This is a genomic window from Azospirillum thiophilum (assembly GCF_001305595.1).
Lineage (GTDB): Bacteria > Pseudomonadota > Alphaproteobacteria > Azospirillales > Azospirillaceae > Azospirillum > Azospirillum thiophilum.
The window spans coordinates 2931868-2947014 of record NZ_CP012401.1; the positions used below are offsets into that span (position 1 = coordinate 2931868).

At 68.2% G+C, this 15147-nt stretch carries 14 protein-coding genes; 7 read left to right on the forward strand and 7 right to left on the reverse strand.

The features are described 5' to 3' along the window. The first annotated feature begins 28 nt into the window (after positions 1 to 28). A complete protein-coding gene (locus AL072_RS13540; protein ID WP_082108937.1) occupies positions 29 to 1816 on the forward strand; it encodes an ABC transporter ATP-binding protein in 1788 nt (595 codons plus the stop codon). A gap of 140 nt (positions 1817 to 1956) precedes the next feature. Here AL072_RS13540 and AL072_RS13545 read toward each other — a convergent pair whose 3' ends face one another. The 3 genes from AL072_RS13545 to AL072_RS13555 all read right to left on the reverse strand — a co-directional run bounded on the left by AL072_RS13545 (position 1957) and on the right by AL072_RS13555 (position 6411). After that, positions 1957 to 3030: an ABC transporter ATP-binding protein gene (locus AL072_RS13545; protein ID WP_045582114.1), complete on the reverse strand. Its 1074-nt coding sequence runs from the start codon at positions 3028 to 3030 to the stop codon at positions 1957 to 1959. Between the two features lies 1 nt (position 3031). Then, the gene (locus AL072_RS13550) at positions 3032 to 4054 is read right to left on the reverse strand and encodes a Fe(3+) ABC transporter substrate-binding protein (RefSeq protein ID WP_045582113.1); all 1023 of its coding nucleotides are present in this window, start codon (positions 4052 to 4054) and stop codon (positions 3032 to 3034) included. Positions 4055 to 4179: 125 nt separating this feature from the next. Then, positions 4180 to 6411: a putative bifunctional diguanylate cyclase/phosphodiesterase gene (locus tag AL072_RS13555; protein WP_045582112.1), complete on the reverse strand. Its 2232-nt coding sequence runs from the start codon at positions 6409 to 6411 to the stop codon at positions 4180 to 4182. A gap of 606 nt (positions 6412 to 7017) precedes the next feature. Here AL072_RS13555 and AL072_RS13560 point away from each other — a divergent pair. Beyond that, positions 7018 to 7263: a hypothetical protein gene (locus tag AL072_RS13560; protein WP_045582111.1), complete on the forward strand. Its 246-nt coding sequence runs from the start codon at positions 7018 to 7020 to the stop codon at positions 7261 to 7263. Here the strand turns inward: AL072_RS13560 and AL072_RS13565 are convergent. Next, a complete protein-coding gene (locus AL072_RS13565; protein ID WP_045582110.1) occupies positions 7235 to 7576 on the reverse strand; it encodes a YnfA family protein in 342 nt (113 codons plus the stop codon). The genes AL072_RS13560 and AL072_RS13565 overlap by 29 nt on opposite strands. A gap of 195 nt (positions 7577 to 7771) precedes the next feature. Here AL072_RS13565 and AL072_RS13570 point away from each other — a divergent pair, with 195 nt between their 5' ends. The 5 genes from AL072_RS13570 to trpE all read left to right on the forward strand — a co-directional run bounded on the left by AL072_RS13570 (position 7772) and on the right by trpE (position 12288). Continuing rightward, positions 7772 to 7981: a hypothetical protein gene (locus tag AL072_RS13570; protein ID WP_045582109.1), complete on the forward strand. Its 210-nt coding sequence runs from the start codon at positions 7772 to 7774 to the stop codon at positions 7979 to 7981. A 55-nt stretch (positions 7982 to 8036) separates the two neighbouring features. Next, complete coding sequence (locus AL072_RS13575; RefSeq protein WP_045582108.1) at positions 8037 to 8366, forward strand: hypothetical protein; 330 nt, start codon at positions 8037 to 8039, stop codon at positions 8364 to 8366. After that, the gene (locus AL072_RS36270; RefSeq protein WP_425388556.1) at positions 8363 to 8647 is read left to right on the forward strand and encodes a CsbD family protein; all 285 of its coding nucleotides are present in this window, start codon (positions 8363 to 8365) and stop codon (positions 8645 to 8647) included. Before AL072_RS13575 ends, AL072_RS36270 begins: the two co-directional genes overlap by 4 nt. 198 nt (positions 8648 to 8845) lie before the next feature. Continuing rightward, positions 8846 to 10726: a peptidylprolyl isomerase gene (locus AL072_RS13585; RefSeq protein WP_045582107.1), complete on the forward strand. Its 1881-nt coding sequence runs from the start codon at positions 8846 to 8848 to the stop codon at positions 10724 to 10726. A gap of 50 nt (positions 10727 to 10776) precedes the next feature. After that, on the forward strand, positions 10777 to 12288 hold the full coding sequence (gene trpE / locus AL072_RS13590) for an anthranilate synthase component I (RefSeq protein ID WP_045582106.1): 1512 nt from the start codon (positions 10777 to 10779) through the stop codon (positions 12286 to 12288). Between the two features lie 149 nt (positions 12289 to 12437). On the opposite strand, the gene AL072_RS13595 is transcribed toward trpE, so the two are convergent. Genes AL072_RS13595 through AL072_RS13605 form a run of 3 tightly spaced genes read right to left on the reverse strand, consistent with a single transcriptional unit; the run spans position 12438 to position 15080 of the window. Further along, complete coding sequence (locus AL072_RS13595) at positions 12438 to 13925, reverse strand: carboxypeptidase M32 (RefSeq protein WP_045582105.1); 1488 nt, start codon at positions 13923 to 13925, stop codon at positions 12438 to 12440. Further along, positions 13903 to 14715 carry an SURF1 family protein gene (locus tag AL072_RS13600; protein WP_045582104.1) on the reverse strand — a complete coding sequence of 271 codons (813 nt, stop codon included), beginning with the start codon at positions 14713 to 14715 and terminating at the stop codon, positions 13903 to 13905. The genes AL072_RS13595 and AL072_RS13600 overlap by 23 nt, the downstream gene beginning before the upstream one ends. Next, positions 14712 to 15080 carry a DUF983 domain-containing protein gene (locus AL072_RS13605; RefSeq protein ID WP_045582103.1) on the reverse strand — a complete coding sequence of 123 codons (369 nt, stop codon included), beginning with the start codon at positions 15078 to 15080 and terminating at the stop codon, positions 14712 to 14714. The genes AL072_RS13600 and AL072_RS13605 overlap by 4 nt, the downstream gene beginning before the upstream one ends. Positions 15081 to 15147 lie beyond the last annotated feature (67 nt).

Sequence of the window (15147 nt, forward strand, 5' to 3'; positions counted from 1 at the left end):
GGCAACGGACAAGAGATCGGATGCGACCGTGACGAACAAGAGCGGCAAGCCCCTGCGCCTCGATGCGGCGACCGAGCGGCTGGCGGGCAGGATGTGGCGCGAGTGGGTGCTGCCCTATCGCGGCAAGCTGATGCTGTCCTTCCTGCTGATGGCGGTGGTGGCGGCGACGACCGGCGCCTATCCGCTGCTGATCGACCAGTCCTATGCCATGTTCTCCGCCCAGGACCGCGGCATGCTGCTGGCGATTCCGCTGGCCATCGTCGCGGTGACGGTGATCAAGGGGGCGTCGCTCTATTCGCAGACTGTGGTGACCAGCGACATCGTCCAGCGCATCATCGCCGACATCCGCTTGTCGATGTTCGCGCATCTGCAGAATGCCGACATGGCGCAGCTCCACGCCACCCCGACCGGGTCGCTGACCTCGCGCTTCATCAACGACGTCGACCTGATCCGCAACGCGCTGTCCCGCACGCTGACCGGGCTGGTGCGCGACATCCTGACGGTGATCGCGCTGGTCGGGTCGATGTTCTATCTCGACTGGCTGCTGTCGCTGATCGTCTTCATCATCTACCCGATCGCCGCGGTGCCGATCGTCCGCATCGGCAAGCGGCTGCGCCGCGTGTCGCGCGACACCCAGGCGCAGATGGGCGACATGACCTCGCTGCTGACCGAGAGCCTGTCGGGCGCGCGCATGGTCAAGACCTACAGCCTTGAGGACTATGAGCGCGCCCGCGCCGGCCGCGCCTTCCACGACAATTACCTGCTGACCATGAAGGCGGTGCGCGCCCGATCGCGCATCGATCCGATGATGGAGGTGCTGGGCGGCGTCGCGGTGGCGGGGGTGATCGCCTTCGCCGGCTACCGGATGACGATGGGCGAGGGATCGGTCGGCGCCTTCTCCGGCTTCGTCGGCGCCCTGCTGATGGCGGCCCAGCCGGTGCGCGCCATCGGCACGCTGAACGCGGCATTGCAGGAGGGTCTGGCCGCCGCCCAGCGCATCTTCGAACTGCTCGACCAGCAGCCGACCATCCTCGAACGCCCGGACGCCAGGCCGCTGGCCGTCAGCACGGGCGCGGTCGCACTGCGCGGGGTCCGCTTCGCCTACGAGACCGGGGCGGAGACGCTGAAGAGCATCGACCTCGACGTTCCGGCCGGCAGCACGGTGGCACTGGTCGGGCGCAGCGGCGCCGGCAAATCGACCGTCTTCAACCTGATCCCGCGGCTTTACGACGTGACCGGGGGTGAGGTGCTGATCGACGGCCAGGACGTGCGCGGCGCCACCCTGCGCAGCCTGCGCGGCGCCGTGTCGATCGTCAGCCAGGACACCGTCCTGTTCAACGACACGGTGCGGGCGAACATCTGCTTCGGCCGGCTCGACGCCGGAATGGAGGATGTGATCGCCGCCGCCAGGGCCGCCGCCGCCCACGAGTTCGTATCGAAGCTGCCAGAGGGTTACGACACGGTGATCGGCGACCGCGGCGTCAAGCTGTCGGGCGGAGAACGCCAGCGTCTGGCGCTGGCCCGCGCCTTCCTGAAGGATGCGCCGATCCTGCTGCTGGACGAGGCGACCAGCGCGCTGGACAGTGAATCGGAGCGGCTGGTGCAGGCGGCGCTGGAGCGGCTGACCGCGGGGCGGACGACCCTGGTGATCGCCCACCGGCTGGCAACCGTGCGCAATGCCGACCGCATCGTCGTGATGGAAGGCGGAAGGATCATCGAGCAGGGCACGCACGAGGCGCTGCTGGCCGCCAACGGCGCCTATGCCCGGCTGTGCCGGCTCCAGTTCGGCGAGGACGAGGTGCAGGCGGGGGTGTGAGGCCCGGCCGATCGTGCCCCCTCCCCGACCCTCCCCCGCTTTGCGGGAGAGGGAGTAAGCGTCAGGGGAGCGGCAGTCCCCTCTCCCACCGGAGGTGGGGGAGGGTTAGGGAGGGGGCATTCGACCCGACAACTCCGCCCTCACTCCGCCGGGAACACCATCACCCGTTCCGCCGCCATAGCCGCGGACAGCTCCTGCCCGGCATGGACGTCGACATGTCCCGGCAGGCGGGCGTGGATCTCCGGCGCACCGCCCGGCAAATCCAGGCAGACACGCGTTGCGGAGCCGAGGAAGCTGGAATGGCGCACGCGGACGGGCACCGCGTCCGGACGGGCGCCGAGCGGCACCAGCTCCAGATCCTCGACCCGGCAGGCGACCTCGACCCGGGTGCCGCCGGGCAGGTGCGGCGCCTGGATCAACCCGAGCGGAGTGACGATCCGGCCGTCGCTCACCGTCGATTGGAAGCGGTTGACCTCGCCGAACAGGCGGGCGACGAAGCTGTTGGCGGGGCGCTTGTAGAGATTGACCGGCGAGTCGGCCTGGATCACGCGGCCGGCCTCCATCACCACCACGCGATTGCCCATCTCCATCGCCTCCTCCGGATCGTGGGTGACGACGATGGTGGCGACCCCGGTGGCGCGGATGATCCGCACCACCTCCTCCCGCACCGACCGGCGAAGCTGCTCGTCGAGCGCCGAGAAGGGCTCGTCCAGCAGCAGCACCTTGGGGTCGCGCGCCATGGCGCGGGCCAGCGCCACCCGCTGCTGCTGGCCGCCCGACAGGGTGTGCGGGTAGACGTCGGCATAGCGGGTCAGCGCCATGGTCTCCAGCAGCTCGGCCACCCGGCGCTTGCGCTCGGCACGCGGCCGGTCGGTCTGGCCGAAGGCAATGTTGCCGGCAACCGTCAGGTGCGGGAACAGCGCGAAGTCCTGGAACATCATGCCGACCGGCCGCTTTTCCGGCGGCAGCGAGCGGTCGGCGGTGGCGAGCGGCGCCCCGTCCACCGTGATCGTGCCGGCCTGCACCGTCTCCAGCCCGCTGATCAGACGCAGCAGGGTCGACTTGCCGCAGCCGGACGGGCCGACGATGCACACCACCTCGCGAGGGGCGACCGACAGCGACACGTCGTCGACCGCGGTCAGCCGCCCGTAGCGATGGGTGATGCCCGACAGGATGACGGAGGGGGCCGGAGAGGAGAACGGGGCGTCGGTCATCTTACTTCCAGCCGGCACGGTCCATGATGCGCAGCGCCTGCGGGGTGTAGGCGGCGAAGGCGGCGGCGTTGACGTCGGCATGCTTGAAGTCGCCGAGCTTCACCAGCTCCGGATGCGGCTGGATCGCCGGGTTCACCGGATATTCCATGTTGCCGTCGGCGAACTGGCGCTGTGCCTCCGGGCTCAGCAGATATTCCAGCAGCTTGCGGGCGTTCTCCTGGTTCTTGGAGGTCTTCACCACGCCGGCGCCGCTGAGATTGACGTGGGTGCCGCGGTTGTCCTGGTTGGGGAAGATCACGCCGACCTTGGCCGCGACCTCACGGTCCTCCTGCTTGGCCGAGGTGATCAGCTTGCCGACATAATAGGTGTTGGCGATGGCGACGTCGCCCTCGCCCACCGCGACCGCCCTGATCTGGTCGGTATCGCCGCCCTGCGGCGGACGGGCGAGGTTCGCTACCAGGCCCTTCACCCACGCCTCGGTCTTCTCTTCGCCGAGGGCGTCGATCATCGAGGCGGTCAGCGCCAGGCTGTAGGGATGGGTGCCGCTGCGGGTCAGCACGCGCTGCTTCCATTCCGGCTTGGCCAGGTCCTCGTAATTCCGGATCTGCTCCGGCTTCACCCGGTCGCGGGCATAGACGATGATGCGGGCGCGGGTGGACAGACCCCACCAGGCACCGTTCGGATCGCGCAGGTTGGCGGGAACCTTGATCGCTTCCAGCGCCGGCGAGCTGACCGGCGCCAGCAGCCCTTCCTTGGCCGCGGCGGCCAGACGGCTGGCATCGACGGTGATCAGCAGATCGGCCGGGCTGCTGGCGCCCTCCGACTTCATGCGCTGGATCAGCTCATCGTGGTTGCCCTCGATGATGTTGACCTTGATCCCGGTCGCCTTGGTGAAAGTCTCATAGATCGCGCGATCGGTGTTGTAATGGCGCGAGTTGTAAACGTTGACTTCCTGAGCCTGAACGGAAAAAGCGGTCAAGGCACCAACGGCGAAGGCGAGCCCCGCGAACTTGTCGATGAACATCCATTACTCCCAGACTGCGAATGACTCTCAAATCCATGAGAATGGATATCAGTTGCAGGAGAACCTGTCGAGATGGGATTCTCCCCAAGGACCGGAACGACGGAAATGCCCACAGCGGCGACACATCATTCCAAGGCCGCCACCGCCTGCCGCCGCACCATGTCGGCCAGCGCCTCCGGCATCATCGGGCGGCCGAACAGATAGCCCTGCATCATGTCGCAACCGACCGACACCAGGAAGTCGCGCTGCTCGACCGTCTCCACCCCTTCCGCGACGGTGACCAGCCCCAGCCCGTGCGCCATGCCGACGGCGGCACGGACCAGCGCATTGCTCTTGGGGTTCTCCGGCACGTCGATGACGAAGGCTCGGTCGATCTTCAGCTTCGCCACCGGCAACTGCTGCACGTAGCTGAGCGACGAATAGCCGGAACCGAAATCGTCGATAGCCGCCTGGATGCCGAGATCGGCCAACTCGCCCAGCGTGCGCACCGCCACCTTCAGGTCGCGCACCGCCGCCTGCTCGGTGATCTCCAGCCCGAGATGGCTGCGCAGGGAGGGGTGCCCGGCCAGCAGTTCCTCCAGCCGCAGGGTCAGGTTGCCGCGCAGGAACTGCTGGCCGGAGATGTTGAGGAACACCCGGTCCGGCAGCACGCCCTCGGCTTCCCAGCGTGCCATCTGGGCGACGGCGGTCGTCAGGACCCAGTCGGTGATCGGCACGATCAGGCCGCTTTCCTCCGCGACCGGGATGAACTCGCCGGGCGAGACGGCGCCCAGCACATGATGGTTCCAGCGCAGCAGCGCCTCGGCCGACTGCAGGCGGCCGTGCTGGTCGACGATCGGCTGGTAGACCAGATGCAGCTCGTTCCGCTCGATGGCGTGGGCCAGATGCATGGTCAGCATCATCCGCCGCGTCGCCGCCGCGGCCATCTCCGGCGTGTAGAAGCAGACGGCATTGCCGCCATTGTGCTGCACCGCCTGCAGGGCCAGCTTCGCCTTGGCGTTCAGATCCTCGAGCGTATGGACGGTCTCGTCCTCCACCGCCGCCCCGATCGACAGCCGCAGCCGCACCCAATGCCGGTCGGCGTAGATCGATGCGGTCAGCCGGTCGTGCAGGACGTCGGCCAGCCGGTGCGCATGCTCGCCATCGGCGACCCGCGAGAGCGCAGCGAATTCGTCCGCCGCGATGCGGCAGACGATGGTGTCGGGCGGCAGCACCTCCGTCACCCGGCTGACCATGGCCTTCAACGCCGCGTCGCCGACATGGAAGCCGAACACCTCGTTGATGTCGCTGAACTGGTCGACGTCGAGCGTGAAGAGCGCGAACCGGGTCTCCGGCACCGTTTCCCCGGCATCCTGGACGGCATCCTGGCCGGCCTGCTGTCCGGCGCGCTGGCCGGCGAACAGCGCCTCGCATTCCTCCAGGAAGGCGGTGCGGGTGAGCACTCCGGTCAGCGGGTCGTGACGCGCCAGGTATGAGGCGCGCTGTTCCGCCGCCAGGCGTTCGGAGATGTCGCGGATGATGCCGACGAAGGTCACCTCCGCGCCCAACCGCGCCTCGCCGACGCTGAGATGCATGGGGAAGACGGTGCCGTCCTTGCGCTGGCCCAGCGTGTCGCGGCCGATGCCGATGATCTTGGCCCGGTTGGTCTTCAGATAGCTGTCGATGTAGCGCCCGTGGTCGCGCGAGAAGGGCGGCGGCATCAGCATGGCCATGTTCCGCCCCAGCAATTCGCCCTCCTCATAGCCGAACAGGCGGGAACAGGCACGATTGACGGAACGGATGACGCCGTCGCGGCCGGAGATGATGATCCCGTCCACCGCCGCATCCAGCAGCGTCGCCACGAAGCTGTCGCGGCAGGTCACGAACTCGGCGATGCGGTCGGGATCGCCCGTCTCGTGGAAGGCTCCGAGATAGCCGAGCGCCACCCCCGCCCCGTCGCGGTGGACCAGCACGCTGCCGCTCAGGAAGGAAAGCCGGCCGTCGCAGCCGAGCGTCCGGCAATCGACCGGAGCGGTCGACGGTGCGGACGCATCGCCCACCCCCGCGATGGCCGTCGCGATGGCTGCCGCCACCGGATGGTCCAGAGCCCCCAGCGCATGGCCGACCAGATCCGCCGGGTTGCGGTCGAGGGCGGCAGCGAAACGCCGGTCGGCGTGGCGGCATATCCCGGCGCGGTCGACATACACCAGCGCCATGTCGCCATGGTCGAGAAGGCTGGAAGCGAGCGACGCCAGGAACGCCGGATCCCGTGGCAGGCCGCCGCTACCGGCCCCCCTTGCCCCGCCGGCTTCCGCTCCATCCGGTTCTTTTCCGCCGGATCCCTTTCCGCCGGAACCGCTGCTGTCGGAACCGTTCATCTGATCCGCCGGTTGTAAGTTCACGAGACAATCCGTTTTCTCTGTCCGGCCCGACGGGCCGACTCTTGGCAGCCACTGCCGGTTGCCCGGCAGCAACTATTTCATTCCAGTCGGAAGCATTATGACTTCCTTCCACATCTTTTCCAATGTCCGGCGGTGCTGCGACCCCGGCTGGTTTTTCCTGACGGAACCATGATGTGTTGGGCACTCTAACGGTTCATGCCGGATGTGCGATTGACATGGTTCAATGAGCCGCCCCGGACCTGGGAAAAATCAGCCGCCGCCGCCGGCATCAACACATCTTATGCGTGTGTCCGCCGTGGCAATTCGGTGGCAATTCGGTGGCATGCACGCATCTGAACTGGACCGGAGGCGGTGTCCCCCGCAGGATGTTCGTGAAAACATCGTCCTCCGGGATTCCGACGCCCCGCACTCGTCAGACCCAACGAAAACGAACTCTGCCGCATTCGATGGAGGAATAAACCGGACGCCTCCGACGTTCATCCGTTAACGGCCGCAGCAACAACCGCGGCCGGCGGGCATCGACGCCGTGCATCCGGGTCCGCCTGCAGTCCGCGGTTGAAGAAGAAGAGGGAGCATCGTGACATGACCACCGCATTCAGCCAGATCCGCCATGCCGACGGCGGTGCGTACTACCAGGGGGATCCGCTGTCCCTGGCCGATGCCCAGATCATGCTCAACGACGACATCCTGCGGCGACGGGTGCGCGTCGGTGCCTACCTGCGGCTCGACGGCGGACGGCTGGTGCTGGTGAACGGCCCGGCACTCCGGCAGTGGGTCGGCCGGCCGGTGCCGCCGCCCTTCAACTGCCCCGGGGCCCAGCCAGGATAAGCGCCGCCCCGGCGAGACAGACAAGCGCACCGGCCGTATCCCAGCGGTCCGGCCGCGCGCCTTCGACCAGCCACAGCCACAGCAGCGACGCGGCGATGTAGACCCCGCCATAGGCCGCATAGGCCCGCCCGGCGAAATCGGCGTCGGCGCGGGTCAGCAGCCACGCGAACAGGCAGAGGCTGGCAACGCCCGGCATCGTCCACCATAGGCTCCGTCCCAACCGCGCCCACGCCCAGAAGGCGAAACAGCCGGTGATTTCCGCCAGCGCCGCAGCACCGTACAAGACCAGCGTCGGCCACACCGTCCGCTCCATGCCGTCCCCTTCGCCATCCCTCGACCCGGTTTGGAGGGATGCTGCGGCCCGGGCCGCCTGCAGTCAACGGCCGACCGTCAATGGATCGCCCGCCGAAAGCCGCCACAGCTCGTTTCAATTTGCCGCCGTGCTATTACAGTCCGTTCATGGACTTGGCCTGTGGCGCGGCATAGATTTCGCGTCAACGGGAGGTTCATGGCGATGTTGTTGGACGCGGCCAACCCAATGCAGGACGCCTTTGAGACGATCCGGGCCACTGACGTGATCTCGGACGACAAGAAGCGTGTCCTCTACCGGGAATTGGAGGCGTGGCGGCGGCAGCATTGCCAAGCCGACAGCCAGTGCGAGGATTGCCGGACCCGCCGCCGCTGCCTGACGGCGGTTTTCGACCTGCTCGGCTCCTGACCGCCGCCGGCCCCTCTGCCGGTCCCTCTGCCGGTCCCTCTGCCGGAGCATCCACATGAGCATCCTCCTGGACGACGAGGCGACATTGTGTTCCATCGAAATCCTGGCGGAAGCGGTCGAGATGGCCTTCGTCCCCGGCATCCTCGAACTGCGGACGCTGCGCGACGCCTTGCAGGAAGCCCTGAGGAGCCGGTCCCCGGCGGCGGTGCGGCTGGCCTACAGCGCCTATAGCCGGATCGACCGCGAGTTCCGCGACCGGATCAGCCACCACGCCTTGACACTCGCCACTCAGCGCCGACTCAGCGCCGGACCGATGCGCTCCGATGCCATGCCGATCGCCCCGCGCCGGGTGGAACGTGGCATCGACGGGCCGCGACGGGCATGACGCCTGCCGACCGCCGACGCTCTTCATGGACGATCTTTAATGAAACCTTCGGCCGCCCGCAGCGTTGTCAGAGCATGATCAACGTCACGGAGGTTGCCATCATGGACAAGGATCGGATCGAAGGTGCTGCCCGCTCCATCAAGGGTTCCGTCAAGGAAACCGTCGGCAAGATGACCGGCGATACCAAGACCGAAGCCGAGGGCAGCACCGAGAAGGCCGCCGGCAAGGTCCAGAACACCGTCGGCGGCGCCAAGGATGCCGCGCGCGACGCGCTGAAGTAACGGCACGGATACAAGCGAACGCCCCGGGGACTCCCCGGGGCGTTCGCGTTTTCGTGCCCGGCCGCAAGGCAGGCGCACCATTTGTATCCGCCACTTGCAAGCGTCGCGTGGAAAAGGGCTGTTGCCGCCCCACCATCCCCTATCTATGATGCGCCGCCCTGGCCGGATGGCCGAACGACGCGCTCAGTTTAGGGTCCCATGCTCCAGTTCATCCGCAATTTCGCCGGCTCCTGGGTCGTCAAGATCCTGTTCGTGCTGTTGATCCTCAGCTTCGGCGTATGGGGCATCGGCGACGTGTTCCGCTCCTCCACCCCCACCACCGTCGCCGAAGTCGGCAAGGTGGAGATCGGGCAGCAGGCGCTGGACCAGGAATTCCGCCGCCAGATGGAACGGCTGCGCCCGATGCTGGGCGGCACCCTGACCACCGAACAGGCCAAGCGCTTCGGCCTGCTGGAACAGTCGCTGCAATCGCTGATCCAGCGCACCCTGTTCGACCTCGCGGCCTCCGACATGGGCATCTCCGTCGGGCAGGAGGTGATCAAGCTGCGCATCGCCGACGAACCGTCCTTCCGCAACCAGCAGGGCCAGTTCGATCCGAACATCTTCCGCTCGGTGCTGCGCAACAACCAGCTGACCGAAGACGGCTATGTCGCGATGATCCAGCGCGAGACGGCGCGCCAGCTGGTGGCCGGCGCTGTCGCCGCCGCCGTTACCCCGCCGGCGCCGCTGGTGCAGGATCTCTACCGCTACCGCGGCGAGAAGCGCGTGGCGGAGGTGGTGACCCTGCCCAACGCCTCGATCGGCGATGTCGGCGTGCCCGACGACGCGGCGATCAAGCAGGCCTACGACGACCATCAGGTCCGCTTCACCGCACCGGAATACCGCGCCCTGACGGTGGCCCGGCTGTCGCCTGACGCGCTGGCCAAGGATATCCAGATCGACTACGCCCAACTGCGCAAGGCCTACGAAGAGCGCGCCAGCGAATTCGGCGCGCCCGAGAAGCGCACCGTGCAGATGGTGGTGGTCGACGACGAGGCGAAGGCGAAGCAGATCGCCGAGGCCGCCAAGGTCAAGGGGCTGGGCGAGGCCGCCAAGGAGGCGGGCGTCGAGCCGGTGACACTCGACAACATCGCCCGCACCGACCTGCCGGAGATCGGCGACGCCGCCTTTGCGCTGGACGCCGGCAAGACCTCCGACGCAGTGAAGAGCGCGCTCGGCTGGCATGTCATGGCCGTCACCGGCATGACCCCGGCTACGACCAGGAGCTTCGAGGATGTGCGCGTCCAGCTGGCCGAAGAGCTGAAGAAGGAGCAGGCGCTCGATTCCGTCTTCTCCATCGCCAACCGGGTCGAGGACCAGCTCGCCAGCGGCGCGTCTCTGGACGAGGTGGCGCAGGCGCAGGGCCTGGCCCTGACCAAGGTCGCCGCCATCGACAGCACCGGCAAGGCGCCGGACGGCAAGGATGCCGCCCCCGACCTGCCGGGCCTGAAGGCGCAGCTCGCCAACGCGTTCCAGTTGCGGACGGGCGCGACCTCCAACCTGACCGAAGGCGAGGGCAGCAACTTCCTCGCCGTCCGCGTCGACAGCGTGATCCCCGCCGCCGTCCGTCCGCTGGCCGACGTGCGCGATCAGGTCATCGCCGACTGGCAGCAGGAACAGCGCGCCGACCGCGCCGCCAAGAAGGCGCAGGAGATCGCCGACCGCCTGAAGCAGGGGGCGGAGGCTGCGGCACAGGACGTCGCCACCGCAGCCGGCGCCAGCTTCGCCATGACCACCCCTTTCACCCGCGACGCCCAGTCGGTCGAAGGGCTGCCGGCCGAGATGGTCGTCAAGCTGTTCGCCGCCAAGCCGAACGAGGTGGTCGACGGCTCCACCGCCGACGCCCAGGTCGTCGCCCGCCTGAAGGAGATCGTCCCGGCCGATCCCAAGGCCGCCGACGCCGATCTGGCGCCGGTCCGTGCCTCGGTCGAACAGGGCATGGAGAACGATCTGGTGGCCGAGTTCACCAATGCGCTGCGCGACAAGTACCCGGTGCAGATCCACCGCCAGCGCATCGACCAGTTCTTCGCCAGCAACTGAGGCTCCGGCGCATCGACGCCGAGGCCAGGGGAAACAAGAGGTCCCGTGCCGTGAAGGTCCAGCCCGATACCACCGCCTTCGATGCCGCTTACGCCGCCGGTCGGCCGCAGGTGGTATGGACCACGCTGGTCAGCGACCTGGAGACCCCGGTCTCCGCCTACATGAAGCTGGCCGACGGCCGCCCCTTCGGCTTCCTGCTCGAATCGGCGGAGCGCGGGGCGGGGTCGCGGCGCGACCGCTATTCGGTGATCGGCTTCAAGCCGGACGTGGTCTGGCGTTCCAGCGGCAACGAGGCCGAGATCAACCGCGACGCCCTGCACGACCGCGACGCCTACCGTCCGCTCGACGCGGCGCCGCTCGACGCCCTGCGCACCTTGATCAACGAGAGCCGCATCGAGTTGCCGGCGGAACTGCCGCCGATGGCCGCCGGCCTGTTCGGCTACATGACCTACGACATGGTGCGGCTGATGGAGCGGCTGCCGGACGACAATCCGGACGAGCTGAACATCCCGGACGCCATCCTGACCCGGCCCAGCATCGTCGCCATCTTCGACAGCCACACCGATTCGATCACGCTGGTGACGCCGGTCTGGCCGAAGGCCGGCAAGGATGCCGCCACCGCCTACGCCGATGCCCGCGAACGGCTGACCGATGCGCTGGCCGACCTGGAACGCCCCCTGCCCTACCGGCGCGAGCCGCGCACCGAGGACGGTCTGCCGCTGGCCTGGACCTCCAACACGACGCGCGAGGAGTATCACGCGATCGTGGAGAAGGCGAAGGAGTACATCCGCGCCGGCGACATCTTCCAGGTCGTGCCGTCCCAGCGCATCCGCTTCCCCTTCAAGCCGTCGCCGCTGGCGCTGTACCGCACGCTGCGCCGCCTGAACCCGTCGCCCTTCCTGTTCCACTGCGACTTCGGCGAGCTGACCGTCGTCGGCTCCAGCCCGGAGATCCTGGTGCGGGTGCGCGACGGCAAGGTCACCGTCCGTCCGATCGCCGGCACCCGCAAGCGCGGCGCCACCACCGCGGAGGACGAGGCGTTGGCCGCCGACCTGCTGAGCGATCCGAAGGAACTGGCCGAGCACCTGATGCTGCTCGACCTCGGCCGCAATGACGTCGGCCGGGTGGCTAAGATCGGCACCGTCAAGGTGACGGCCAAGATGATCGTCGAGCTCTACAGCCACGTCATGCACATCGTCTCCAACGTCGAGGGCGAGTTGGATCCGAAGTTCGATGCGCTCGACGCCCTGGTCGCCGGCTTCCCGGCCGGCACGGTGTCCGGCGCGCCGAAGGTGCGGGCCATGGAGATCATCGACGAACTGGAAAAGGCCCGCCGCGGCGTCTATGCCGGCTGCATCGGCTATTTCGGCGCGTCGGGCGCCATGGACACCTGCATCGCGCTGCGCACCGCGGTGCTGAAGGACGGCATGATGTATGTCCAGGCCGGCGGCGGCGTCGTCGCCGACAGCGACCCGGAGGCCGAGTATCAGGAGACCGTCAACAAGTCGATGGCCTTGATCCGCGCCGCGGAAGAGACGCTGCGGACCACCGCAAGGGGGTAAGCTGCCCTCAGCTTCCCTTATAAAAAAGGCCGCCCCATGGGGCGGCCTTTTTTCTTGTCCACGGCTCCACTTGCTTCGCGGTTTCCCCACAGGAAACCACACACCGGCATCCCGCAAGAGGCTTCCGCACGCCCCTCGCGAGCGGTGGTTCAGAGATACCGCTGCTCCAGATGGCGCCTGAATACGGTTGCGTCGAGCGGCCGGCCGGTCGCCGCGGTCAGCAGATCGTCGCCCGACGCATGGAAACAGCCGGTCTCATGCACATTCACCCGCAGCCATGCCACCAGCGGCGCGAACTCGCCGCGCGACAGGGCGGGAACGATCTCCGGATCGGCGGTGCGCGCCGCCTCGAACAGCTGCGCAGCGGTCATCGCGCCCAGGGTATAGCTGGGGAAATAGCCCCAGCCGCCGCCGGGCCAGTGGATGTCCTGCAGGCAGCCCAACCGGTCGTCGGGCGGGACCACCCCCACCAGTTCGGCCATGCCGTCGTTCCAGGCCCCCGGCAGGTCGGCCAGCGCCAGATCACCGGCGATCAGCGCCTTTTCCAGCCGGTAGCGCAGGATGATATGGGCCGGATAGGTCACTTCGTCGGCGTTGACGCGGATGAAGCCACGCTCCACCCGGCTGTAGAGCCGGCGCAGGTTGCCGGCCTCCCAGGCCGGCCCCTCGCCGCCGAAAGCCTCACGCGCCACCGGCGCGAGCCAGGTGATGAACTCGGGCGAGCGGCAGGCCTGCATTTCCATCAGCAGCGACTGGCTCTCATGCACCGCCATGCCGCGCGACTGCCCGACCGGCTGGCTCAGCCACGCGCGCGGACGGTTCTGCTCGTACAGCGCATGACCGGTTTCGTGCAGCACACCCATCAGCGCGTCGGTGAAGTTGGCCTCGTCATAGCGGGTGGTGATGCGGACGTCGCCGGTCGCCCCGCCGCAGAAGGGATGCAGCGACACGTCCAGCCGTCCGCGGCGGAAATCGAAGCCGAGCCGCTCCATCATCCGCACGCCCAACTCGCGCTGCTTCTCGACGGAAAACGGTCCCTCCGGCAGCAGCGGGACCGGTGACGCCGCCTGCCTGTCGAGCACCCGGCCAATCAGGTCGGGCAGGAAATCCGACAGATCGGCGAACAGCACGTCGATCCGCTCGGCCCGCGCACCGGGATCATGGCTGTCGAGCAGCGCGTCGTAGGGGCTGATCCCCATCACCGCGCCCATCGCCTCCGCCCCCTCGCGGACGCGGGCCAACACCTCGCTCAGCGAGGGCAGCAGCATGGCGAAGTCGCCCTCGGCACGCGCGGCGCGCCAGGTCATCTCGCAGACGGACACCGCCTTGCTGGTCGCCTCCACCAGTTCGCCGGGGATGGCGGTGGCATGGACATGGTGGCGGCGCATCTCGCGCAGGTTGGCGCGCTGCCAGGAGTCGAGACCGTCATCGCTTTCCGCCTCGGCCAACAGGTCGGCCATGCGCGGGTCGGTCGCCAGTTCATGCGCGATCACCGACAGGGTCGCGGTCTGCTCGGCCCGGCCGTCGTTTGCGCCCTCCGGCATGATCGTCTGGGTGTCCCAGCCGAGAATGCCCAGCGCATCGCCGATGGCGGCGATGCGGGCATGGCGGCGCTCAAGATCCTGATATGCGGTCATCGGGGTGTCCGTCGGTTCCGGTGTCGGCGCGTTTGCGCTGGGACAGCACGTAGATCCCGGCGAGCGTCGCCGCAAGCCCGTACCAGGTCAAGGCATACTGGAAATGGTTGTTCGGCAGCTCCACGCGCGGCCGGATGCCGGCCGGAGCATCCGGGCGGCCGGCAGTCTGGCCCGGCAAAATCTCCACCACCACCGGCGCCACGTCCGCCAGCGACAAGGCCGTCGCCATCGCCGGCGGATCGGGCCGCATCCAGACGGATCCGCCGGCCGATCCGGCAGCCGCTCCCGGCGCAGGGGTGCCATTGCCGGGCTGGAACAGGCCGGCCGGCTGCGGCAGCCGGACGACTCCGCGCAGGCTGGTTTCCCCCTCCACCCGGCCGGAGGTGCGGGTCGCCGGATCGCGGCGGTCCATCGGCACGAAGCCGCGGTTGACCAGAACAACCCCGCCGCCGTCGGCCCGCTGGAAGGGGGTCAGGACCTCATAGCCGACCTGCCCCTGCTGCGGCCGCGCGATCAGCAGCATTTCCTTGTCGTTCAGGAATCGGCCGGACAGGGTCACCGGCCGGAATTCCCACGCATCGGGGTCGTCGATGCGCGCCGGCAACGGCTGCGGCGGCTCGGCCATCTGCCGGTCGATCCGCGCGATCAGGTCGGTCTTCCAGCGCAGCCGCTCGAGCTGCCAAGTCCCCAGTCCGATGGTCAGCGCCAGCCCCAGCAGCGTCACCAGCGTCGCCCCCAGCGACGGGCGGAAGCGGCGGCGCTCCCCCGCGGCCACCGGCGCGGCACTCATCCCTTTTCGACCTCGCTGCGGCGGTAACGATACTGCAAGGCGACGACATAGGCCTTGGCCGGCCGCAACATGCCCAGCGTCAGGCCGAGCACGACGATGCTCCAGACGATGGCATGCAGCCACAGCGGCCAGTCGACGTTCATCGACACCCACAGCGCGACCGGCACCACCAGGAACCCCAGGATGAAGATCAGGAACACCGCCGGCCCGTCGCCGCTGTCGACCTGGGAGAAGTCCAGGCCGCAGGACTCGCAACGCTCCGCCACCGTCAGATAGCCGGTATACAGCTTCCCCCGGCCGCAGCGCGGGCAAAGGCAGCGCAGTCCCGCGGACAACGGCGAAACAGTGGGATGATACTCGGTCACGCGCTCTGCACCTTCGGTTCGGGCCGTTCCGGGATCAATATGGGCCGCCGGAACGGCTCGACCACCG

Coding starts and splice junctions, on each gene's coding strand:
- AL072_RS13545 (WP_045582114.1), bottom strand. CDS start 3,030: ATGACCGACGCCCCGTTCTCCTCTCCGGCCCCCTCCGTCATCCTGTCG.
- AL072_RS13550 (WP_045582113.1), bottom strand. CDS start 4,054: ATGTTCATCGACAAGTTCGCGGGGCTCGCCTTCGCCGTTGGTGCCTTG.
- AL072_RS13555 (WP_045582112.1), bottom strand. CDS start 6,411: ATGAACGGTTCCGACAGCAGCGGTTCCGGCGGAAAGGGATCCGGCGGA.
- AL072_RS13560 (WP_045582111.1), top strand. CDS start 7,018: ATGACCACCGCATTCAGCCAGATCCGCCATGCCGACGGCGGTGCGTAC.
- AL072_RS13565 (WP_045582110.1), bottom strand. CDS start 7,576: ATGGAGCGGACGGTGTGGCCGACGCTGGTCTTGTACGGTGCTGCGGCG.
- AL072_RS13570 (WP_045582109.1), top strand. CDS start 7,772: ATGGCGATGTTGTTGGACGCGGCCAACCCAATGCAGGACGCCTTTGAG.
- AL072_RS13575 (WP_045582108.1), top strand. CDS start 8,037: ATGAGCATCCTCCTGGACGACGAGGCGACATTGTGTTCCATCGAAATC.
- AL072_RS36270 (WP_425388556.1), top strand. CDS start 8,363: ATGACGCCTGCCGACCGCCGACGCTCTTCATGGACGATCTTTAATGAA.
- AL072_RS13585 (WP_045582107.1), top strand. CDS start 8,846: ATGCTCCAGTTCATCCGCAATTTCGCCGGCTCCTGGGTCGTCAAGATC.
- AL072_RS13595 (WP_045582105.1), bottom strand. CDS start 13,925: ATGACCGCATATCAGGATCTTGAGCGCCGCCATGCCCGCATCGCCGCC.
- AL072_RS13600 (WP_045582104.1), bottom strand. CDS start 14,715: ATGAGTGCCGCGCCGGTGGCCGCGGGGGAGCGCCGCCGCTTCCGCCCG.